Annotated in this window: 23 protein-coding genes; 10 read left to right on the forward strand and 13 right to left on the reverse strand. The window is 62.9% G+C overall.

All coding sequences use genetic code 11. The annotated features are described in order from the left end of the window. The first annotated feature begins 261 nt into the window (after nucleotides 1-261). The 3 genes from ACV4UZ_RS20910 (at nucleotide 262) to ACV4UZ_RS20920 (ending at nucleotide 3,166) form a co-directional block, all read left to right on the forward strand. Nucleotides 262-510 (forward strand): HEAT repeat domain-containing protein, encoded by a 249-nt coding sequence (locus ACV4UZ_RS20910; RefSeq protein ID WP_158303927.1) that lies wholly within the window; start codon nucleotides 262-264, stop codon nucleotides 508-510. Nucleotides 511-915: 405 nt separating this feature from the next. Next, the gene (locus ACV4UZ_RS20915) at nucleotides 916-1,977 is read left to right on the forward strand and encodes a HEAT repeat domain-containing protein (protein ID WP_085372064.1); all 1,062 of its coding nucleotides are present in this window, start codon (nucleotides 916-918) and stop codon (nucleotides 1,975-1,977) included. A 235-nt stretch (nucleotides 1,978-2,212) separates the two neighbouring features. Then, complete coding sequence (locus tag ACV4UZ_RS20920; protein ID WP_148207301.1) at nucleotides 2,213-3,166, forward strand: hypothetical protein; 954 nt, start codon at nucleotides 2,213-2,215, stop codon at nucleotides 3,164-3,166. Between the two features lie 300 nt (nucleotides 3,167-3,466). Here ACV4UZ_RS20920 and ACV4UZ_RS20925 read toward each other — a convergent pair whose 3' ends face one another. Next, entirely contained in the window at nucleotides 3,467-4,642 is a 1,176-nt protein-coding gene (locus ACV4UZ_RS20925) for a protein kinase family protein (protein ID WP_491602710.1), read from the reverse strand. After that, complete coding sequence (locus ACV4UZ_RS20930; RefSeq protein WP_068433467.1) at nucleotides 4,639-5,559, reverse strand: hypothetical protein; 921 nt, start codon at nucleotides 5,557-5,559, stop codon at nucleotides 4,639-4,641. The genes ACV4UZ_RS20925 and ACV4UZ_RS20930 overlap by 4 nt, the downstream gene beginning before the upstream one ends. A gap of 405 nt (nucleotides 5,560-5,964) precedes the next feature. Here ACV4UZ_RS20930 and mamG point away from each other — a divergent pair, with 405 nt between their 5' ends. After that, nucleotides 5,965-6,513, forward strand: coding sequence for a magnetosome protein MamG (gene mamG / locus ACV4UZ_RS20935; RefSeq protein ID WP_491595663.1), 549 nt, complete (start codon nucleotides 5,965-5,967; stop codon nucleotides 6,511-6,513). An 11-nt stretch (nucleotides 6,514-6,524) separates the two neighbouring features. Beyond that, nucleotides 6,525-6,860 (forward strand): magnetosome magnetite crystal formation protein family, encoded by a 336-nt coding sequence (locus ACV4UZ_RS20940; RefSeq protein ID WP_085372066.1) that lies wholly within the window; start codon nucleotides 6,525-6,527, stop codon nucleotides 6,858-6,860. Between the two features lie 79 nt (nucleotides 6,861-6,939). On the opposite strand, the gene ACV4UZ_RS20945 is transcribed toward ACV4UZ_RS20940, so the two are convergent. The 4 genes from ACV4UZ_RS20945 to ACV4UZ_RS20960 form a co-directional block, all read right to left on the reverse strand. Further along, nucleotides 6,940-7,089: a hypothetical protein gene (locus ACV4UZ_RS20945; protein ID WP_008615049.1), complete on the reverse strand. Its 150-nt coding sequence runs from the start codon at nucleotides 7,087-7,089 to the stop codon at nucleotides 6,940-6,942. A gap of 252 nt (nucleotides 7,090-7,341) precedes the next feature. Beyond that, complete coding sequence (gene feoB, locus ACV4UZ_RS20950) at nucleotides 7,342-9,456, reverse strand: ferrous iron transport protein B (RefSeq protein WP_011383443.1); 2,115 nt, start codon at nucleotides 9,454-9,456, stop codon at nucleotides 7,342-7,344. Nucleotides 9,457-9,491: 35 nt separating this feature from the next. Next, nucleotides 9,492-9,746 (reverse strand): FeoA family protein, encoded by a 255-nt coding sequence (locus tag ACV4UZ_RS20955; protein ID WP_237051443.1) that lies wholly within the window; start codon nucleotides 9,744-9,746, stop codon nucleotides 9,492-9,494. A gap of 74 nt (nucleotides 9,747-9,820) precedes the next feature. Continuing rightward, a complete protein-coding gene (locus tag ACV4UZ_RS20960) occupies nucleotides 9,821-10,285 on the reverse strand; it encodes a carbohydrate porin (protein WP_011383441.1) in 465 nt (154 codons plus the stop codon). 176 nt (nucleotides 10,286-10,461) lie between these two features. Here ACV4UZ_RS20960 and ACV4UZ_RS20965 point away from each other — a divergent pair, with 176 nt between their 5' ends. Beyond that, the gene (locus ACV4UZ_RS20965) at nucleotides 10,462-10,755 is read left to right on the forward strand and encodes a transposase (protein ID WP_442915562.1); all 294 of its coding nucleotides are present in this window, start codon (nucleotides 10,462-10,464) and stop codon (nucleotides 10,753-10,755) included. Here ACV4UZ_RS20965 and ACV4UZ_RS20970 read toward each other — a convergent pair. From ACV4UZ_RS20970 to ACV4UZ_RS20985, 4 genes are all read right to left on the reverse strand, one after another. Further along, entirely contained in the window at nucleotides 10,649-11,614 is a 966-nt protein-coding gene (locus ACV4UZ_RS20970; protein WP_011383440.1) for a protein kinase domain-containing protein, read from the reverse strand. The genes ACV4UZ_RS20965 and ACV4UZ_RS20970 overlap by 107 nt on opposite strands. Before the next feature lie 6 nt (nucleotides 11,615-11,620). Next, nucleotides 11,621-12,529: a PP2C family serine/threonine-protein phosphatase gene (locus tag ACV4UZ_RS20975; RefSeq protein WP_491602711.1), complete on the reverse strand. Its 909-nt coding sequence runs from the start codon at nucleotides 12,527-12,529 to the stop codon at nucleotides 11,621-11,623. A 28-nt stretch (nucleotides 12,530-12,557) separates the two neighbouring features. Further along, a complete protein-coding gene (locus ACV4UZ_RS20980; protein WP_008615072.1) occupies nucleotides 12,558-13,538 on the reverse strand; it encodes a hypothetical protein in 981 nt (326 codons plus the stop codon). A 163-nt stretch (nucleotides 13,539-13,701) separates the two neighbouring features. Beyond that, on the reverse strand, nucleotides 13,702-13,992 hold the full coding sequence (locus ACV4UZ_RS20985) for a hypothetical protein (protein WP_231848986.1): 291 nt from the start codon (nucleotides 13,990-13,992) through the stop codon (nucleotides 13,702-13,704). Here ACV4UZ_RS20985 and mamY point away from each other — a divergent pair. The 4 genes from mamY (at nucleotide 13,981) to ftsZ (ending at nucleotide 18,829) form a co-directional block, all read left to right on the forward strand. Continuing rightward, on the forward strand, nucleotides 13,981-14,979 hold the full coding sequence (gene mamY / locus ACV4UZ_RS20990) for a liposome tubulation protein MamY (RefSeq protein ID WP_231848985.1): 999 nt from the start codon (nucleotides 13,981-13,983) through the stop codon (nucleotides 14,977-14,979). The two genes, ACV4UZ_RS20985 and mamY, sit on opposite strands and share 12 nt — an antisense overlap. A gap of 180 nt (nucleotides 14,980-15,159) precedes the next feature. Next, nucleotides 15,160-15,930, forward strand: a complete 771-nt coding sequence (mamX, locus tag ACV4UZ_RS20995) for a magnetosome protein MamX (RefSeq protein WP_008615076.1) — start codon at nucleotides 15,160-15,162, stop codon at nucleotides 15,928-15,930. Then, on the forward strand, nucleotides 15,914-17,848 hold the full coding sequence (gene mamZ / locus ACV4UZ_RS21000) for a magnetosome biogenesis transporter MamZ (protein WP_008615077.1): 1,935 nt from the start codon (nucleotides 15,914-15,916) through the stop codon (nucleotides 17,846-17,848). The genes mamX and mamZ overlap by 17 nt, the downstream gene beginning before the upstream one ends. A gap of 72 nt (nucleotides 17,849-17,920) precedes the next feature. Next, nucleotides 17,921-18,829, forward strand: a complete 909-nt coding sequence (gene ftsZ / locus ACV4UZ_RS21005; protein WP_491602712.1) for a cell division protein FtsZ — start codon at nucleotides 17,921-17,923, stop codon at nucleotides 18,827-18,829. Nucleotides 18,830-18,864: 35 nt separating this feature from the next. Here ftsZ and ACV4UZ_RS21010 read toward each other — a convergent pair whose 3' ends face one another. From ACV4UZ_RS21010 to ACV4UZ_RS21020, 3 genes are all read right to left on the reverse strand, one after another. After that, entirely contained in the window at nucleotides 18,865-19,191 is a 327-nt protein-coding gene (locus ACV4UZ_RS21010) for a YnfA family protein (protein WP_009869365.1), read from the reverse strand. A 247-nt stretch (nucleotides 19,192-19,438) separates the two neighbouring features. Next, the gene (dmeF, locus tag ACV4UZ_RS21015; RefSeq protein WP_008615089.1) at nucleotides 19,439-20,395 is read right to left on the reverse strand and encodes a CDF family Co(II)/Ni(II) efflux transporter DmeF; all 957 of its coding nucleotides are present in this window, start codon (nucleotides 20,393-20,395) and stop codon (nucleotides 19,439-19,441) included. A 16-nt stretch (nucleotides 20,396-20,411) separates the two neighbouring features. Then, nucleotides 20,412-22,147 (reverse strand): heavy metal translocating P-type ATPase (locus ACV4UZ_RS21020; RefSeq protein WP_491602713.1); only part of this gene is annotated, 1,736 nt, incomplete at its 5' end.

The following is a 22,147-nucleotide window of genomic DNA, read 5'->3' on the forward strand; positions in this document are numbered from 1 at the left end:
AAGTCGGGATCTCCGATGTCGAGGCTGTCATGCAGGAAGCTGGTCGCCGGAAACTGGCTGCTGCCTTGCCCGCATTGGCGGAGGTAATTCGCCGGTTCACCGGGTTCGCCGCCGCCCGCCCCAGTGCGAGAGCAGGTCGCCGCCCTGGGCGCTCTGGTGGCGATTGGCGGAGCGGAAGCGGGTGCTGCGGTTGCACGCATTATAGAGCGGCGGGAAGTCCAAGGTCCGACCTTGGCGACAGCAGTATGGGCGGCGGCTCAATTGGCCGCCACCCTGCCGACGACCACGGTCACGGACTTGCTGCGGCACGCCGACCCAGCCATTCGTGCCGACGCCTGCCACTGCGCGCGTCCAAGCCCGGTGGTGATCAACGGCCTGATCGAGCTACTGGGCGATCTCAATGCTGGTGTACACGGTGCTGCAGCCTGCGCGCTGGGACATATGGGCCGTGCTGAGGCCCTGCCTGTCCTGATGCGGATGCTTGAAAAGCCCCGACCGTCGAGGTTATAGAGGCGATCGCCGGGGTGCTGGATGACACTGCCATCGTGCAGCTAGGCCGCGTGGCCCGCGACAGAGCGGAATTAGCAGATGCTGTCCTGGAGGTGCTGGATGGTTGCGAATTGCCGCTGGCGGCAAAGGTGGCCGGTGGGTTTCCCACTCGGTAGAGGCAGGGCGGTGGTTGTTATCTAAACAACGCTATGTCCCGTTGCCAACGGGAAGTGGAAGGTTCGTAAGTCCAATGACTGCCCGTACTTCACGCAACAGCTGATTATGGTTCCGGCAGATAAGCCTTGATCCTCACTTTAGGCCGAGTCGGCATTAAGCATGACCAGCCTCTCGCCCATTGGGCATCCATCTTCATTCTTGATGTCGAGAAAGGAGATCGCGCTCTACTTTTGAGTGTTGCCAACAGTTTTGGTCGGCGAACTTCACACCTTCTCTCTTTTGCAGAAAATTGGCATCATCACCGCCATGTCGAAAAGCCAGCTCCATCTCTTTGAACAGCGAGCCCCATCGGCGAAGCCTTCATCGCGGGCCGATGGCCGCGCGCCTGCCGATCTCAGCTCGTTACCAGATCAAGAATTGGTGGCAGGAATCGCAACCGCTGGGATTGCGGAAATCTTCGCCCGGATGACCGAATGTGGGCGGCGTAAATTGACGGCGGCTGTGCCAGCCCTTGAGGGTATCTGCAAGAGGTTCTCTGGCTTTGGCCTCAGTGCCTTGATCCGCGAGCAAGCCGTGGCACTTGAAGTCTTGGTTGAAATCGGCGGCCCAGAGGCGGCGACTGCGGTGGAGCGGATCATCACACGAGATATGGTTCAGGGGCCTGGGTTGGTACTTGCTGTTGCCGCAGCAGCTCGAACCGGCGTCACCCTGCCTGCCGCCGTGACGATGCGGTTGCTGCGCCATGACGAACCCGATGTCCGTGCCGATGCCTGTCGCAGCGCACGCTTAGATCCTGATGTTGTCGCTATCTTGTTGGATCTTCAAGATGATCTGCACCCCAGCGTTCGCATTGCCGCGGCCTGCGCCCTTGGGCGATTTGGGAAGGTTGATGCCCTAGAGGCGCTGAGCGAAGCGTTAGCATCGGCGCCCAACCACGAAGTAATCGATGCCTTAGCCGACATTGCCGACGACGCCGCCGTCGTGCTGCTTGGTCGGGTGGCACAAGATCGGCCCGACTTGGCCGAAGCAGTGTTATCGGCTCTTGATGAGTGTGGCTCAGCGTTGTCCGCAAAGGTGTCCGATCGGGTTCGGAGATTGTCGAGAGCTACAACCGCCATGATTGGCCCGCACGATATTGTCGTTGAGATCGATGAAATCCCCTATATCGGCAGATGCGAGTTGAAAGGGGAGACGGTGGTGGTTACCTCCGAGTTTGGCTCCAAGGCGCTGGAGGTTGGCGAATTACCGCCTGACGTCGTGGCCAAGCGCCTGCTGGCTGCACTCGTTCGTGAGGCCGAGGGCCATGTCTGACCTCCGGCCCCGTCCCTCCCGTGTTCTTCAGCGGCGCGCCCGCCGTGCGCGGCTGATCCTGATGGCGATCCTCGTCATTGGGCTCGGCGTGGCCTACTATGTTGGAGCGGTCGTGCTCGGTTAATGTCGTCGTCGTCACTCGGTTCCCTTCAATCGAAACCAGCAGTGCTGGGGATAGGTCACAACCTTCCGCGGCACGAAAGGCGAGCGGGACAGACAGTGGAAAGATTGCCCCATGTGCGCCGATTACACTCCGCCCACACACTCAAGCAGCCGACGAAGCTGGGAGGATCTCCGCACACTCGAGCGTGACTATTTTCTGCTGGCGGCATTCGGCGGCCCGTCCGAATGGCAGCCCGTCATGGAAAACCTTGGTCTTGACCGGGTAGAGGCCGCTCGCATCGCCAATGCCATGTCTCCCCTAGCCCTGCCACCGAAGTCAATTGAGGAGCGCAGTCAGCGAGAGCAAGACGCGTTGACATTCCTAGCCAATCGCCCTTTGGGCTCTGCATTGAAGGAGGCCATTGGGCGGCGTGACGGAAGTCTGGATATGCCCATAGAAGAGCCTGCGGCACAGTTCCGGGCGAGAGATGGGGCGCCACCTGATGTTCGAACAGGTGTTTTCTATCACCCCACCAATGAGATGCGGCCTCGATACGGACATGAAGGCCAGAGTCCGCGCGGCGGCGTCATGGCGACCTTGGGAGCGGTACTTAAATCCGCACGAAATACCAGCTATCACATGTTACGCGCCCTTTCCGGGATTTCGAAAAGACATCTCCTGCCTCGCATCAAAGCTATTGGCGGTGCCATTCGGACGGGCGCTGGGGAAACGTTCAGCGCCGTAGCGACCCGCATGGGAATCACGAGGTCGATCCCGCTCACGAGTATGGCTGCCGAGAACAGCGACGGCATTACGCCCACTTCAGATCAAGATCTACGGGAAGCATCGGTCGAACGCTGGCGCCAAATGGGAGAAACCATTAAGGCCATGACCGTTGCTTCTGCTCTACGCGGCTACCCACCCGCTCTCGAATTCATCCGGATCATCGCACCGGACATAGGGCCTTTCGATGATTCGAAGATACGGGTTTCTCCGAGACGCTATCGCCATATCCAAGGGGCACTTAAGCGCGGCGATTCTCTATTCTACAGGGCCTATCGATGGGCTTTTCCGCCCGAAGGCTAGTGATGGAACCAATACGGAAAGTCGCCCCGGTGCCGGGGGCAGATGCCGACTGACTATCGTTTGCGCAAGACGTGCCTGCGGAGACGCGCATAGGTCATCCAATGGCAGAAGTTGCGAATCTCGCTCGCGAGCATGCGAAGAAAGTCATCTTTCAGACACAGAGGCATGGAACTCCCTCCCCGAGATATGCATTCAGCCGTAGGTTTCATTGCCACAATAATATCAGACGATACCGCAAGTGAAGGGCCAGTTCCGCCCCCGTCATTCTGACGGACCGGAGTGGCAGGATAGTTGGATCACTCAGAAATTTTCCATGATCTTGGCCTTCTGTCCGTCGTAGTCGGCCTGGCTGATCAGGCCCTCATCGAGGGCGGCCTTCAGCTTTCTCAGGCGATTGATCGGATCGTCGTTTCTGCCGGCCGCCACCTGCTTGGGACGAGCAGCAGGACGATCGGAAGGAATGGAAACGGCCCGCTTTGGTTGGGCACTGGGAGTGATCGTCGTGGCGCCGCAGGACACCCGATAGAGAAGCCACCGCAGGCCTCCGGTCACCGGACTCATGTCCAGCCCGGCGGCCACGGACAGGATCGCCTTGATCGAAGGTACGCGGATGGAATTCGATCCACAGGCCAGCGCAAGCCGTGCCGCCCAATCGCGAACGTAGAGGTCATCGAAGGCTGATAGCCGTTGGAACAGTTCCGAGCCCTGCGGATTGAGGAAATCCGACCGGGTGAAGATGAGGTTCTCGCCACTGTGGCAGTGCTTGAGCAGACCGGGATCGAAAACCAAGGCCCGCAACGACAGTTGCATCACCAGCATGGAGAAGTGATCCAGCGTCGCATCGAAATGCGTCTCGTTGCGTTCGGGGTGCTGGAAATTGATGCTGCCGAGCAAGGTGCAGGGCAGCCCGCTCAGTTCAGGAAGATACATGGAATCGTAATCGATCAGCTTCAGTCGACCATCAGGTCCGATCAGGATGTTGTCGTGTTTAAGGTCGCCATGGGCCACGCCACGGTTCAGCAGATCCAGGCAAAGCCGCGCCCAGGCCCGGCTCAGGCCAGCGATGCCACCGCGCTTGTCGCTATCACACAGGGTCTGGACCAAGGCGCCAATGGTGCGGCCAGGGACCCAAGGCATGCTGATGACCGGATATTCACCGTGCTTGGCGATGGACGACGTCACGTAGAGTTCGTCGCGGTGAAACCGGAGCGGAACCACATAGGGCGAGCCGCTGGCGCCGACGAAGCCGGCGATGGCTTGGTAGCGGCGCTCCAGATCGGGAAGATCACGGATGAAGCACTTGATCGCCAAGAGCGATCCCTCGGAATCGGTGACCCGGAATACCCCGGCGAAGTTTCCGGCGAGAAACTGCGGGTGGCCTCGGGCATCCTTGAACGGTGTCACCTGTAGAGTGGCGAACCGGGCCTTGGCGTTGGAGAGTGCCGCCTTGTAGTCCGCCAATACCGGGAACGTCACTGTTCGAACTCCGTTGCCCGATCCCGCGAAGAAGCCTCGGCGGCTTGGTTAAAAACGATGGCTGGCCGGGTGCCGATATCGAGCAGTTTGACCAGTGCGATGGCATCGGCATTGAACGCCATGCCGCGCAGGGTCGGCGTAGTTTTCAGGTCGCGCTCGAACAGTTCGCAGATGATGGCGCGATGGCGGCCCGACAACTCGCTCGACATCTCGAACAGCAGGCGGGCATAGGTGTCGTCGGGCAACTGGCCGGCGCTGGACGGGAACACCACCGGCGCGTCGTCGCCGCCGGAAATATGGCAGTTCATCAGCAGGACGTGGCCGTCATTGGTCTTCAGCCCGGTCAGCCGCCGGGCGGTCGCCAGAAGTTCTTCGTCACTGTCAACATCGTTGGCCATGCCGTCAGTAATGTTGATGACGGCCGGGGGGAATGACCCTGGATTCGCGGAAATCCAGGGTTCCAGGATCGATTGCGCCAAGCGCAGCGCTCCGTTCATCGGGGTGCTTTCCACCGCCACCGGCGCCACCCAACGCGAAACGGCGACCCGTTCGACCACCGGCTGGCCGCGAACCATGATGGTGGTTTCTTCCTCGATGGTATCGGCGTTTTCCGCCACCTCGGAGATGGGCACCAAGCTGCGCCCGGCAAGGTTCCCCAGCCAGCAGAACTCGGCGCGGTTAGTGCGCCCATAGCCGATGACGCCGATGTCGAAATAGTCCCGGACACCTTCATCACGCATACAGCGGTTGATCAACTCGTCGAGGGTTCGGTTGAGCGCATCCGCCACCACCTGGGCCCGGCTGATCGTCTGGCCGTTATCATCGACACCGAAGGTGGTGTTCATGGATTTGGATTGATCCACCAGAAAGATAAAGGCGCCGCGCTGGTCGCGGCTGATTTCCTGTGAATAGGCCACGGATCACGTCTCCTGTGGTTGAACAACGGTAGGATTTACGCTGGAGGGGATCTCTGCCGACGAAATCAGTTCATATCCGGAGCCTTGATCATGGAACAACCGGAGGCCCTGAATCTCACGCGCCATCACTTTAGCAAAGACTATGGCTCCATCAAATTTTTGGGCAAAACAGCAGGAAGTGCTGACGGCAAAAGCGCGAAGATGAGAGTGATTATTAAGATCTTTTGTTGGCAAGATATTGTTATGCTCTTGCCGACTATTGTCGAGCAGGCGAATTTGTGCAACAAGACATGTATGTATTTTTCTCTTTCCCAGAGGAGTTAGGTTATGGCTGCACAGATGGCAACAGGTATGGCTGGTGGCGCCGCCGCGAACGCCGCCGCTCCCGCAGCTGGCGGCGCGGCCATGGCTGCAGCGGCGGCTCCGGAAATCGAACGTGAGGGCGCCGCCCAGGCTGCCGGCATGAAGGCCGGTGGGGCCAAGGCCGGCGCCGCCAATGGCGCCGCGGCCAAGACCGGGGCGGCTAAGGCTGCCGCGGCAGAGGTTGAGCGCGAGGCGGTGACCGCCAAGGCTGCGGGCATGAAAGCCGCTGGAACCAAGGCGGCGGCTGGTGGTGCCAATCAGGCCGCTATGGCCGCCAAGGGAACCGGCGCAGCCACCAAGGTCGCCGCGACCGGCGTCAAGGGCAAGGCCTTGGTTGCCGCCGGTGGAGCCGGTGCTGCCGGTGCCGCGGCGGGTGCCGCCACGGGTGCTTCCGTCACTGCCAGCCCCATCGCCGCCGCAACCAGCAGCAGCGCCATGCTGTCCGCCAAGGGCGTCAGCTTGGGCCTCGGCCTGGGGCTGGGCGCCTGGGGGCCGGTGCTGCTGGGCGTGGTCGGAGTGGCGGGCGCCATCGCCCTCTATGGATATTACAAGAACCGCAATGCCGAGCCGGCTGCGGCCGAAGCCGTCTGAAGGAGGACGAAATGACCGCACAGACTATCGGGTTGTCGCAAGAAACCGGAACCAGTTACAAGCCGCTGGTGATGGCTGCCCTCAGCTATCTCGGCATTCTTTGTTTTGTGCCTTTGATGCGCAACAAGGATGACGAATACGTTCAGTTCCATGCCAAGCAAGGGCTGGTGCTGTGGATGATCGCGGTCCTTTCCATGTTCGTGCTGGAAATTCCCGGCATCGGAAAGTGGTTCTTCGGCTTCTCGTCCATGCTTGTTCTCGTGCTGTCGGTGGCCGGGCTGGCCTCGGTGGCATTCCGCCGCGCCTGGAAGCTGCCGCTGGTCGGGTATATCGCCGACCGCATCTGAGACTGCTGAACGGATCCGCCGCGCCGAGATGACTCCATGGGGTCATCTCGGCGTTGGCGTTATTGTGGGGCGTTTCTGGTCACATCCGGCGCCACCAATCGAGGGTGCCGCGCAGCAAGGCGGGGCCGCTATCGACAATTTCGATGATGCCCATGGCCATTGCGGCCAGCCCCAGCAGAATGCCTATCTTCAGCCAGCCGTTCCGAGGCAGTTGATCGCGAGAGATCATTGCCGCATCCCCACGGCGGGGGTCAGCCACAATCGGTGCGGCCGCCGTTTCGCTTGGCGCCGCAACTGCATCCACCGCCACACGACGCTCCGTCGGACGGCCGCCACATCCGCCACAGATGACGGATGACCACGAAGGCCGCCCCCGCTCCCACGACGGTGATGGCGCCCAAATCCCAGAGTGATCCCCAAGCCATGGCGCAACGCTTCTTTTATCAGGAGGTGGCGGAGCAACTCCGCCACCCGAACAAGCCTACAGGAAAGTCCCGCCGATGCGGCTGGCGGCCAGGGCCAGCAACCAGGCAAAGGTCAGGGAATAGGCCACCGAGAACCCGGCCCACCGCCAGCTCTGCGCCTCCTTGCCGATGATGGCGATGGTGGACAGGCAAGGCGCGTAGAGCAAGGTGAAGATCATGAAGGCGATGGCCGTGGCGGGCGGCATGGCGCCCCTCAAGGTCTCGGTCAGCTGGTCCGACCCCTTCTCCTGGGCATAGATGACGGCATAGGTCGCCACCACCACTTCCTTGGCGACAAAGCCGGTCATGATGGCCGCCGAATCCCGCCAGGAAAAGCCCAGCGGCTGGAATAGCGGCGTCACCGCGATGGCCGAACGCCCCAGATAGCTCTTTTCCAGTTTCTCCTGCGCCTGGGCACTTTTCAGCGTCTTCAGCGCTGTTTCCTTTTCCGGGCTGTCGGGAAGCGCGGTCTGTTCGGCGATGACGGTCTCGAAATCCTGGGAATAGGTGATGTCGCGGGGGAATTCCTGGAGGAACCAGATCACGATGGAGCCCACCAGGATAACGCCGGTGACCTTGGCGACGAAGCCCTGAGCGCTGTCCCACATATGGTGCAGCACCGAATGCAGGGTCGGCAGACGATAGGGCGGTAGCTCCATCACGAAGGCGTCGCCACCGCTGCCGGGAATGATGCGATTGAGCAAAACCGCCGACAACATGGCGGCGGCGAGGGATAGCATATAGATGCCGAAGACCACGGTCCCGGCGATATCGGCGAAGAAAGCTCCGGCGAACAGGATGAAAACCGGCAGGCGGGCTGAGCAGTTCATGAACGGCGCGATCAGCATGGCGATCAACCGTGCCCGCTTGTTGGTGATGACGCGGGTGGCCATGACGGCGGGGACATTACAGCCGAACCCGGCCACCATGGGGATCAGGGTGGTGCCGTGCAGGCCGAAATGGTGCATCACCCGGTCCATCAGGAAGCTGGCGCGGGCCAGATAGCCGGTGCCGCTGAGGATGGCCATGAAGAAGAACAGGATGACGATATTGGGCAGGAACACAATGGTTCCGCCAACGCCGGCCATGACGCCGTTGACAACGAGATCATGGAACATGCCCTCGGGCAGCGTCTTGTCCACCAGATCGGTGGCCAGTTGCACCCCGGCCTTGATCCAGTCGGTGGGAATGGCGCCCAGGGTGAACGTAGCCTCGAACATGACCCACAGGATGCCCAGCAGCAAGGGAAGGCCCAGAGTGCGGTTCAGGAAGAAATCGTCGAGGATACGGGTCAGCTTGAACCCGGCGGTGGGATCGCCATCCTGCTGGCGGACTTCTCGCAGCAGGCCGTTGGAAAAGGCGAACCGCGCCGAGGCCAACAGGCTGGCGGTGTCTTCATCATGCTCGTGGGCCAGGGCCGATTGCTCGCCCTTGATCTCCTCGACCAGTTCGACATGGTTGCTTTCGTGGCGCAACACCTCGTCATCGCCTTCCAGCATCTTGATCGCCAGCCAGCGCGAGCGCACCGGGCTCAGCTCCTGGGGGTGCAGCTTGGACAGATGCTGCTGGACGCGCTCGATGGCCGCCTCCAGGTGGCTGTCATAGTGCAGCCGCAGCGGGGCGGCGGCGGGAGTTGTCGAGGCCATGGCCGCCACCGCGTCCAGCAGGGCATCGATGCCCTCCTTCTTCAGGGCGCAGGTCTCCACCACCGGCGATCCGAGGGCCGAGGCCAATAGGGCGGTGTCGATGCGAATACCGGCCCGCCGGACCTCGTCCATCATGTTCAGCACGGTGATGCGGGGCAGCCCGGTCTCGATCAGCTGGGTGGTCAGGAACAGGCTGCGGTCCAGATGGCCGGCATCCAGCACGTTGACGATGATGTCGGGTTCCTCGCCGTGAATATAGTCGCAGCCGACCTTCTCCTCCGGCGATTGCGACGAGGTGGAAAAAATGCCCGGCACATCGACGATGCGTAAGGGAACCCCGCCATGGGTAATCTCGCGCACATTCAAAGAGGTCGTCACCCGCTGATAGTTGGCGACGGCGGATTGGGCGCCCGTCAGGGCATTGAACAAGCTGGTGGAACCGGCATTGGGGTTACCCACCAGTGCCACGGTGACGGGGGATTTCATGTGCGGCTACCCTTGGATCGAGGTCGGTGGGGTGATTATTTGACGCGGATGCGGATCTGCCGGGCCTCGGCATTGCGCAGGCCCAGGCTGTAGCCCATCAGGCTGTAGATGCGCGGATCACCTAAAGGGGCAGAACGATCCAGCGTAACGGGAGTGCCGGCCACGACGCCAAGAGACTGCATACGGCGCTTGAAAACGCCGTCCTCGGTTTCGATCTTGACGATCTCACCCTGCTGCTCGGGACGAAGGTCGGCAAGGCTGAGAGTGTCGGAATTCATCTGCTGCGCCACGGGACGGCTCCTCTGAAATATGGCATCGCGGCCCTGGATGATTTTCTGGCTGTCCAGGGCCGGCACGAAAGCGGTTAGAGCTTGAAAGTCGCAGGAATGCCTGGCGAGTCCTTGTCCTGGTTGATGGAATAGGCAGCCTCACCGAACCATACCGGGGGAGAATCGAAGGAGAAATCCGTGCAGCTGCGATCGCGCTTCTGGGCATCGTTGCCGGAGAATACAGCGGCCGTCAGGCTGATCTCTTCGGTGGGCTTGACCTTCAGGCGGGTGCCCGTGTCAGCCAGGGGGTAGCCACCACCGCCCGATGGCGTGTTGGCGGCATGGATGGCTGGCCAGCCGAGAGCGCGCCGATTGATGCCGTCCGAGGGATTGCCAAGAGTTTCTGCGGTGCAGGTGGCGGTCAGCTTCTCACGATCCCAGAACCCCTTTTCTACCTCAGCAGCGACTTCATTTGCAGCGGCCGGTAAAACGGCAAGGAAGAGGGAGGGAAGGACAAGGGCTCCAGCCAATACATTCGATAAACTGGCGATCTTCTTCATTGGGAACCCAGCAGAATTATGCAGTGCGACTGGCTCGCATCTTCAATAGCGCAGATCCCCCCTCCTGACAAGACTCTATATGGGAGGTCATGCCCCGCCCAACAGCATGCCGCTGGGGGTAAAAAGGGGGCACGGATATCGCCATCAGCCGTTCTCGTGGAGGACGGAGCACCAAAATTCATACCATCGTGGACGTGCGTGGATTGCCGGTGAAATTGCTGCTAACGCCGAGCAAAACCTCCGACAAGGCGGCGGCCCCGACCATGCTTGAGGGCTTACCGACGGCTCAGGCATTTGTCGGCGACCGAGGTTATGACTGGCAGGCCCTCGTCGATCCGGTCAAATCCAATGGCTGCCGCGCCCTCAGGAAAAAAATGAGAGGAGTCGTTTGGTGGGTGGCTTGGCCGGAACGGCCTCGACTTTTGCCGCCGCCTTCAATAGGGCTTCCATGGCGGCGATCCCGATCATAGGAGCCTTGGCAGCCTTGATCAGATGTTCCGTCCAGTCGCGGACATGGAAGTCCGGGCTGAGCGCCCATTGCCGCAACAGATCCGAACTGTCCGGCCGGGTGAAATCGCTTTTGGTCAGGACGAGATTCTCGCCGTTGTGATGACGCTTCAGCAAATCGGGCTGGAAGGTCAAGGCCCGCAGGGACAGCAAAATCACCAGCATGGAAAAATGGTCGATGGTCCCGTCGAAATGCCGGACCTCACGCCGGGGGTGCTGGAAATTGACGCCCCCCAGCATGGTCGAGGCCAGCCCCTTCAACTCCGGCAGATACATGGAATCATAGTCGATCAGCTTCAGGGCGCCATCCTGTCCGACCAGGACGTTGTCGTGCTTCAGATCGCCATGGGCGACGCCCCGTTGCAGCAAATCCAGGCACAGACGACTCCACGCCCGGGTCAATCCGGCCAGGGCGGGAGCGTTTTCCCGCTGACACAGGATCTGGACGACGGCCCCCAGGCCCCGACCCTCGACCCAGGGCATGGTCACCACCGCGTAATCGGCATGGGGGGCGACGCTGGAGGTCACGAAGACCTCCGCCGGAAGAAACCGCAGGGGCACCACATAGGGGCATTGGGCGGTCCGGCAGAACTTAGCCACGGCGGCATAGCGGCGCGGCAGATCCGAGACTTCGCGGGTGAAGCATTTGACCGCCACATGCTCCCCCTCCGGGGTCACCATCTTGAACACCCCGGCGAAGTTTCCCGCCAGGAAGACCGGACTGCAGCGGGCATCCAGATGCGGCCGGACGTCCAGGGTCGCGAAACGCCCTTTGGCGTTGGCGATGGCTGCCTTGTAATCGTTGATCAGGGGAAGCGGCATGGCGAATTACCGGGGCCGGGCAAGATCGACGTCGATCATGATCAACGTGCAATCGTCATTGGCCAGCAGCCCCTTGCCGCACAGGGCGCGGACCCGATCGGCGAAGGCTTGATCGGATTTGAGGCAATCGCGCAGGTCCGTCAGCTCGGCGGACAGGCCGGGCCCCGGCGTGGCGCGATGGGCACGGGCGGCCGTGGCAAGCTTGCTCTCGCCGGTGCCGGACAGCCGCTGGAATTCTCCCGCCAGCCCCGCCGCCGCCGCGGGGCGGGGCTGACCGGCCAGGGTCCGCAGCAGCAGATACTGGCCGATCCCGTCCGACGCCAGCACCACCGTCGCCCGATCCGGCAATACCATTTCCCCGGCATGGAATCCGGAATCGTGCGGCAGATCCTTCCAGTTGAGCAAGAAGGGCGCTCGGTCCAGCGCCGATAAACTGGCGGGATAACAGGCCGCCAGGACAGGCTGGCGCCCGGTGCGGTCGAACACCATCATCTGGCTGTCGCCATAGCCCATCCATCGCAGCCGGACCCGGCCCTGACGATGGACGAGCCAGCCGGCCGCCAGCGTGGCGAACGAGCCTTCCCGGATGAACTTGCTGTACCGGGCGGGAGTGGCCTTGGACAAGGCGGCGTATTCCGAGCGAAAGCCCAGGCAGAACCCGTCCATCCACTGGTTCAGCGCATTCACCCCGGCGATGGGGGTCTTGGGCAGGCGGCTCACCAGCGTTTCGGCCCAGGGGCCGCAGAACAGCCCCGCCCCTCCGGCTCCGTCGGAGACGGCGGCCAGCAGGCCGTTGGGAATCCGGGCCAGCCGCAGCCGGTCTTCGTTTTGCCGCCACCGCAGCCTGTCGCCATCGGCGTAGCTGTCGTTGCGGGGCTTGACGATCGAGCGGCCCTGGGCCGTCCAAGTGAGCATGGGGGTAGCGCGCCGGATCAAGGGCGGATCAGCCTTGATCGCCATATTCTATCCGCACGGACGGTTCTTCCAGCACGAAGGAATCCTCGATCAGGGATTCGGCCTCGATTCCCGGCGGCGTGAAGGGCTCCATGGCCACCGACAGGCCGATGGCCTGACGGGTGCCGATATCCAGCAGCTTGAGCAACGCCACGGCATCGGCGTTGAAAGCCATGCCCTTGATGGAAGGGGTGCGGCCGGGGTCACGGTCGAAGATTTCGCAGATGACGGCGCGATGGCGATTGGACAATTCGCTCGACATCTCGAACAGCAGCTTGGCATAGGGGTCGCGGGGCAGTTCCGCCGCCGAAGCGGGGAACACCACCGATGCATCGCTGCCGCCCGCGATATGGCAGTTGATGAGCAAGACATTGCCGTCGCCGGTCGTCAGCCCGGTCAGCTTGCGCGCCGTGGCCAGAAGCTCGGCATCGGAATTGACGTCGTTGGCCATGCCGTCGGTAATGTTGATGACCACCGGCGGGAACGAATCCGGATTGTTGCGCACCCATTCCGCCAAGGTGGCATGGGCCAGACCGAACGCGGCGTTCATGGGGGTGCTATCCACTCCCACCGGATCGATCCAGCGCGACAAGGTGATGCGCTCGATCAGCACCTGCCCGCGCATCTCAGTTTCGATCTCCACTTCCTCGATCTCGGCCTTGGCCGCCACTTCCGGAATGGGAACCAGCCGACGACCCGCCAAGCCGCCGCGCCAGCAGAATTCCGGGCGATTGGTGCGGCCGTAGCCGATGATCCCGATGTCGAAATAATCGCGCACGCCTTCATCGCGCATGCAGCGGTTGACCAGTTCCTCCAAGGTGCCGTTCAAGGCATTGGCCACCACCTCGGCGCGGCTGACCATCTTTCCCGACCGATCGGGACCGAAGGGCTTGTTCATGGATCGGGACTGATCGACCATGAACAAGAAGACTCCCTTGCACTCCCTGCTGATTTCCTGGGAATAGCTCATGCTTGCCTCCTGCCCGCCGATCACCGTCGCTGGCCCATCAAGGACCGGACAAACCCTGATTTCGGGCGATAGCATAATGCCGCCGCCATGTACACCGCCATGTTCAACAATGCAGCATCGTGTTGACGAAGCATAGGATTGTGATAATCATACGCAATTTCAGTCATTGACGCATCGACGCCCAACCCATATCAATGGATTGTTTCGAAGGTATCCCGCCGTTCGCCTTGCTGTTACTATAAGGGGAACGCCTGCGGGGCGGCGCATTGGGATGGCGATTGCGGCCATCATGGGAGATGTCCTTATGTTGATGGGGTTTAACAAGGCAGCCTTCGGCAAGTTGAATTCCGCCTCCCGCGCGGCCTTGATCGGCGCGGTCATTTGGGCTGTCCTGTCCATCGTCTATCTGACCATTTTCAATGGTTGGAAAAATCTCTTCACCATGCTTCCCCATGAATTCTTCATCGTGCTGCTGTCCATCGCCTTGCCGATCGGACTGACCGTCCTGATTCTCATGCTCTCGCGGATCGTGAAAAGCGTGGACACCTTGAAATCCGAGGTGACAACCCTGTCCCGGAACGATGTGTCGTCGGAGGGCTCCGTGGCCATGCTGGCCGACCTGTTCCGCGAGCATCGCGCCGCCATCGCCGCCCAGGTGGAGGCCCAGGTGGAAGCGACCACCCAGCTGATCCGGCTGAACCAGGAGGGCCGCGCCCTTGCCGCGCCCGCGCAGGCATCCGGCACCGACGAGGCCATGACCTTGCTGGCCCAGCTGTTCCGCGAGCATCGCGAGGCGGTGGCCGCCCAGTTGGAGGCCCAGGCATCGGCCACCGCCCAGCTGGTCCAGGTGACCCGCGACAGCCGCGACGGCATCGTCGATGAGCTGCGCTCCCAGCGGGTGCTGTCGCAAGAGATCACCCAGGAATTGTCCCAGATCACCCAAAGCCGCACCGTCGCGCCGGCGCCCCCCGGCCTCGACCCGTCGCAGCGGATCGACCGCATGCGGGCCTTGGCCGAGGTTCTGGGGCTGGCCCTCAACGATCTGTCCATGACCGCCACCCAGGTGCTGACCGAACATCTGAACGCCGCCCATGGCGACCGGGACGGAACGCGGAAATTCATCTCGACCCTGACCACCGCCTATTTCGCCGGCGACAAGAACGTCTTTTTCCGCAGCTTGGTCCAAGAAGCAGTCAACCGCTCGGAACAGCTGCGCCGTTGCGCCGAGGACACCGAAAGCGTCCGCCAGCAGATTTCCAAAATCTTGCGCGAAGCCCGCGAGATCCGCTCCCTGGTGGCCGCCTGCGATCCCAACGACCTCGTCCGTATCGTCTTCGAGGACGGCGAGTTGTGGGCCTTGGAAAAAGCCCTAGCCGAACACTTCCTGATCGACGGAAGCCCCGTCTGGACGGAAACCGCGCCCGATTCCGGCATGGACTGATGGGCTATGGTCATTCCATTCCGAACCGGGATATGAGAAACTTCCGCCTCGACAGTTTGGAGCCGTTCTTATAAGCGGCCACCCCCGACGCCAAAGCACAAACCGGTTAAACACTTTGCCATCGATCGAGTCCCCGTGAGCAGTAAGGCCGTTGCACATCCCAATATCGCGGTTTGGATCATGGCGCTGGGCATTGCCTTCAGCATGGCCCTGGTCCTGACCGCCGTGTTCAACGCCAATCCCTGGGAGGACCACACCTACGATCTGGCCCCGCCCATCGTCGCCGGAATGCCCGCCCCCCATCGCGACGGCCGCGAGAAGATGGTCTGCTCCAGCTGCCACATCGTCACCCCCCCGGCCATCGGCACCGGACCGGGATCGGGAACCCTGCCCATCGTCCAGGGAACCCCGGCGCCCCATGTGGACGGCCGCGAAAAAATGCCCTGCGCCAGCTGCCACACCATCGTGAAGAAAGGCAGCGTCGCCAAGGGCGCCAAGGCGGCGCCGCTTCCGGCGGCGGTCACACCGGGCATGCCCCTGCCCGAGGCGGTGAGCGTGGCCCTGGCGGTGGCTCCGGCCCCCGCCGCCGTCCCCCTGGGCAATGAAGCCCACGAACGGATGGTGCCCTTCCGCTATCAGGGCAAGGTCGTGAGCATCGCCGGAGCCGGAGCCCGCTCAGTCTGGGGCGACATCTACATCCAGATCAACGACGGCATCAATCCGCCCATCTGGATCGACCTGGCCCCGCGCTGGTATCTGCAGGCCGAGGGCTGCGTGGTTCGTCCCGGCATGTTCGTCAAGGGCACCGCCTTCCGCGATCCGACCCAAGCCGCCGCAGGACTGGATTACGCCATGAGCGTCATGGCCAACGGCGAAATCTGCGCCTTGCGCGACAATCACCTCAACGGCCTTTGGGCGAATGCGGGAGGCATGGATGCCGAGGAACGCTGAGGCTCCGGCCAAGGGGACGACGGCGGACGACTTCGCCCCCACCCAATGGAACATCATCTATCTGCTGATGACCGTGGGCGCCCTGATGGCGGCGCTTTCCATTTCCATCCAGCCCCTGCTGCTGGACAAGATCTTCGGCATCGCCTTCGAAAAGGAAGGCGCCGTCAACGCCGATATCCAGGTGGTGGCGGAAATCGTCTCCATCGTCTGTGTGGGCTGGTTCGGCCTGCTGTCCGATCGCATCGGCCGGGTGCGGATCATCGCCCTGGGCTTCCTGATCGCCGTGGTCGGCGCGGCGGTATCGCTGCTCAGCCTTCAGGTAGGACTGGCCTTCGGCGCCGCCGGTCTGGTGCTGTTCTATCTGACCCGGGTGCTGCTGACCGTGGGCGCCGATACCGTCCAGTTGCAGCTGTCCACCCTGGTGGGCGATGTGTCGTCGCGCGCCAACCGGCCGCGCCTCATGGGGAATCTGGTCTTCATGATGGTGTTCGGCGGCACCATGCTGGCCGCCATCGTCATGCAGATGGCCGATTATCCCGGCGGCGTCTTCCTCATCATGTGCCTGCCGCTGCTGGCCGGAATCGCCGGTTTCCAGCTGACGCGGCGCAATCTGCGGGACGTGGCCCCGCCCCAGCCGGCCTCGGAAGACGACGAACATCCGCTGCGGCAGGTCTGGACGGTGATCACCAGCGATCCGCGCATGCAGCTGGCCTTCGCCGCCGCCTTCTACACCCGCGCCGACGTGATCATCCTCAGCCTGTTCTTCTCGCTGTGGTGCATTTCCGTTTCCGATCTGGTGGGGGTGACCCGCACCTTCGCCACCGCCCATGCCGCCGTGATGATCGGCCTGCTGGGGCTGGCGGTGCTGGCGGCGGTGCCGCTATGGCGCAGCTTCATCGAACGGCACAGCCGCATTTCCGCCATCGGCGCCAGCCTGTCCCTGGCAGCGCTGGGCTATATCTGGCTGGGCATGTTCGCCAATCCCTTCAACTGGCTGGTGGCGCTGCCGCTGCTGATGGTGGGAATCGGCCATGCGGGATGTTTCGTGACCCTTCAGGTTCTGACCGTGGACGCCTCGCCCAAGCCGATCCTGGGGGCCATGGTGGGAGCCGGTTATCTGGTCGGCGGCCTGGGAACCGTCATGCTGGTCCAAAGCGGCGGCTATTATTTCGACGCCCTCGGCCCCCGCGCCCCGTTCATCTTGATGGGAACGGGCAAGATGCTGGTGACCCTTTACGCCGCCTGGCTGCTGGCCAACGGCATCGACGAAACCTGCGACCATCATCTGAAATCGGCCCGCACAGTGGATTGGAAGCCGCTGGTATTCCTGACCGCCGCACTGCCCTTCGTCTGGCTGGTGGGACGCAGCGTCATCGAGGGCTATATCTCCAACGGGTCCCTGGGCGAGGCCCCCGTCGGCTTCGTCAACCGCTATCTCGGCGATTGGGCCTTCACCTTCTTGATTATTTCCCTGGCCATGCGTCCGGTCCAGGAAATCACCGGCATCAAGACCCTGGCCAAATACCGGCGCATGATCGGGCTGTTCGCCTTTTTCTACGCGGTGATGCACGTCTTGGCCTATGTCGCCTTGGAATGGGCGCTCAATCTGGGCGACATGATGGGCGACATCTACAAGCGGCCGTTCATCTTGCTCGGTCTGGTGGCGTTCGCGCTGCTGATTCCACTGGCCTTCACCTCGGCCAACAGCCAGATCAAGCGGATCGGCGGCAAGCGCTGGAAGAAACTGCACAGTGCTACTTATGTGATCAACGCCCTGGTGGCGCTCCACTTCATCCTTGCCGCCAATCACGAAAACGGCGAACCCTATGTCTATGCGGCGGCCGTCATCGTTTTGCTGTGGTATCGCTTTCACCAGTGGCGGGGCGGGAACGTGCTGCGCGCCCTGCGGATCGGCTGATGAGGCTGGACACGCGGCGCATGTCTTATCGGCGGTGATGGTGCGATGACGATAGTCCGTCCGAGAATAGTGGTGATCGGCGTCGGCGGAGCCGGCGGCAACGCCGTCAACAACATGATCCAGTCCAAGATCGAGGGCGTGGAATTCATCATCGCCAATACGGACGCCCAGGCGCTGGGGCTGAGCCTGACCGAGCGACGCATCCAACTCGGCGGCCGGGTCACCCAGGGATTGGGCGCCGGTTCGCGCCCGGACGTGGGCCGCGCCGCCGCGGAAGAAAGTCTCGAAGACATCCAAGACCTGATCGGCGACGCCCATATGGTGTTCATCACCGCCGGCATGGGCGGCGGCACCGGGTCGGGCGCGGCACCGGTCATCGCCAGGGCCGCCCGCGAACAGGGGATCCTTACCATCGGCGTGGTGACCAAGCCGTTCCACTTCGAAGGCAAGCACCGCATGCACACCGCCGATCTCGGCATTGAAGCCCTGCAAGAAGAGCTCGATACCCTGATCATCATCCCCAATCAGAACCTGTTCCGCGTCGCCACCGAGCGCACCACCTTCGCCGACGCCTTCAAGATGGCCGACGGCGTGCTCAATTCCGGGGTGCGCAGCGTCACCGATCTGGTGGTGATGCCCGGCCTGATCAACCTGGATTTCGCCGATATCCGCATCGTCATGAGCGAAATGGGCAAGGCCATCATGGGCACCGGCGAGGCCGCCGGCGAAAAGCGCGCGATCGACGCCGCCGAGGCCGCCATCTCCAACCCGCTGCTGGGCGACACCTCCATAAAGGGGGCCAAGGGCGTCCTGATCAACATCACCGGCGGCATGGACATGACCTTGTTCGAGGTGGACTCGGCCGCTAACCGCATCCGCGAGGAAGTGGCCGCCGAGGCCAACATCATTTTCGGATCCACCTTCGACGACGCCCTGGCCGGCAAGATGCGGGTTTCGGTGGTAGCCACCGGAATCGCCTGACGAAACGCCCCGCCGCCCTGCGGCCGATTACGGCATCACTCGCCGCGGGGGGCGAAAATGATCACCAGGGCGCCCGCCAGGCAGAAGGCGGCGCCCAGAACGTCCCACCGGTCCGGCGGGCTCTCTTCCACCGCCCACATCCACACCAACGACGACAAAATGTAGATGCCGCCATAGGCCGCATAGGCGCGACCGGCGAAATCGGCATCGACCCGGGTCAAGGCCCAGGCGAACAGGGCCAGACTGGCCATCCCCGGAGCCAGCCAGAAGGGCGATTTGCCCAGCCGGAGCCAGGCCCAGAACGCGAAGCAACCGCCGATCTCGGCGAAAGCGGCCAGAAGGTATGTCGGAATGGCCCACATCCTGATTTCATCCCCTTTTTCCCGGAAATTATAACCGGACCACAGCACCGCCCGCCCCCGCGGCAAGCCGGATGAAGGCCGATTGCCATGAGCCGATCGGGAAGCCCCCCTAAAGCCTTTTGCGTCGAATGTGACGCAAAAGGCTATAATCTTATGTATGCCCTCGCCGGGCCCAAACCTACGGTTTGCTTGGCCGCTCGCTCAATGCTCGCCAAAGCGGTTTGCGCCAGATAAAGCGCAAACCGCTTTAGCCGCAAGACGCCCCGTCGCAGGGATGGACCTCCACCGTGACATGGCTGAGTTCGTGAACCTCGGCCAGCAGCGTCTTGTAATGGCCCGGCTCGCGCGGGGTGTGGGTCACCAGCGAGACGATGGCCCCCCAATGGCCCGGCCCGATCTGCCAGAGATGAAGATCGGACAGCCGGTTGTCGGCATCGCCCTCGATGGCGGCGCGGACTTCCTCCGGCAGCTCCCGGTCGTCGCTGTGATCCAGCAAGACCGAACCGGTCTTGCGCATCAAGCCCCAGGCCCATTTGCCGATGACGGCGGCCCCGACCAATCCCATCATGGGATCCATCCACCACCACCCCAGATATTTCCCCAGCAGCAGGGCGGCGATGGCCAACACCGAGGTGAGGACGTCTGCCAGGACATGGATATAGGCGGCCTGGAGATTGTGGTCGTGATGGTCGCGATGATGGTCGTGATCGTGGTGGTGGCCGCAGTGATCATGGTCGTCGCCGAGGCCGTGTCCGCCCAAAATCCCGGCGCTGACCACGTTGACGACCAACCCGATGACGGCGACCATCAGGGCCTCGTCGAAGGCGATGGCTTGGACCGTCATCAGGCGGTTTGCCGATTCCCACACCATCAGCAGCGCCACCATGCAAAGGATAATGGCGCTGGTAAAGCCGCCCAGCGTCCCGACCTTGCCGGTGCCGAAGGTAAAGCGCTGGTCGTCGGCGTGACTGCGGGCGAAGGTATAGGCGAAGGCGGCGATTCCCAAGGCCCCGGCATGGGTGGACATATGCCAGCCGTCGGCCAGCAGTGCCATGGAGTTGAAGATCGTGCCCGCCGCGATCTCGGCCACCATCATGACGATGGTCAGAGCCACCACGATCTTGGTCCGACGTTCGGCGGATGCTTCCAGGCCCGATTGGAAATGGTGGCTGTGTTGCCATGACGACAGATTGTGAACATGCATGATCGCCCCTCCATCCCTAGGCAAGCCTCTGTTTCAAGGTATTCGACGACGAGGATAAGCCCATGCCGTCCTCGGACCTCTGAGTAACGCCGGCCTTCAGCAAGCGCAATCCATTGAAGGCCACCAGAAGGGCCGCTCCCATATCCGCCGCGATGGCTCCCCACAGGGTCGCGATGTCCAAAATCGCCAGCACCATGAACACCGCCTTCAGGGTGATGGCGAAACCGATATTCTGGCGGATGACCGTCATCATCCGGCGGGAATGGCCGATCAGCCAGGCCAACCTGGTCAGATCGTCGGACATCAGCGCCAGATCCGAGGTTTCGATGGCGGTATCGGTTCCGGCGGCCCCCATGGCGATACCCAGGGACGACCGGGCCATGGCGGGGGCGTCGTTGACTCCGTCTCCCACCATGGCGACGGTTCCGAATTGCCGGGCGAGATCGTCCATGGCCTCGCTTTTGTCCTCGGGCAGCAGTTCCGCCAGGACGAGATCGAAGCCCAGGGCAGCGGCTACCCGCTCGCCGGTGGCGGCGTTGTCTCCGGTCAGCATGATCAGTTTGCCCACCCCGGCCCGGCGCAGGCCCGCCAGCGCCGTCGCAGCTTCCGGACGAATGGGATCGGACAGGGCGATCAGCCCGCGTACCCCGGCGGCATCCCCCACCGCCACCACCGACCGCCCCCCTTCCGCCAAGGCCAGGGCCGCCTCGCGCACGGCAGGCGTCTCGGCACCCCGCTCCATCGCGTAACGATGGGAGCCCAGCCACACCGCCTCGCCATCGACGACCCCGCACATCCCCTTGCCGGGCAGGGACTGGACGGATTCGGCCGGAGTCGGAGCAATGCCCCCGGCGGCGGCGTGATCGAGGATGGCCCGGCCCAGCGGGTGGGTGCTGCGCGCCTCCAGCGCCGCCGCAAGCCGCAAGATGCGGCCCTCGTCGCCGCCGTCCAGCGCCATCACCCGTTCGACACCGGGGCGGCCCGAAGTCACGGTTCCCGTCTTGTCGAAGGCGATGGCGGACAGCCGCGACGCCGTTTCAAGATATTCCCCGCCCTTGACCAGCACACCGGCCCGCGCCGCCGAGGCCATGGCGGCCACCACCGTCAGCGGCGTCGAGATCACCAGGGCGCAGGGGCATGAAATGACCAGCAACACCAACGAGCGGTAGATCCATTCGGACCAGTCCAGGCCGAGCGCCAGCGGCGGCAGCACCGCCACCGCCACGGCACCGGCCAGGACGACGGGGGTATAGATCGCGGCGAAGCGATCGACCCAGCGCTCCACCTTGGATCGCTTGCCCTGGGCCTCCTCCACCAGCCGGGCCACCTTGGCCAGGGTAGTTTCACCGGCCGGCTTAAGGTTTTGCACCTCCAAGACGCCGTCGGCATTGATGGTGCCCGCGAAAACCTCCGTGCCCACGCTTTTCAGCACCGGCACGCTTTCCCCGGTGATCGGCGCCTGATCCACCATGCTTTCGCCCACCAGGACGCGGCCGTCCAGGGGAATGCGTTCACCCGGCAGCACGACGAAGACGGCCCCCACGGGTACATCCTCTGGCGCCACCAGGGATTCGGCTCCGTCGGTTCCCTTTACCCGCGCCATGGGCGGGGTGAGGTCCATCAGCGAGGCGATAGCCCGGCGGGCGCGCTCGGCGCTCCAGCTCTCCAGCGCCAGGGACAGCGCGAACAGCGCCGAAACGGTAGCCGCCTCCATCCAGTCCCCCAGTGCCATGGCACCGAAGACCGCGACGC

Source organism: Paramagnetospirillum sp. (genome assembly GCF_058402745.1).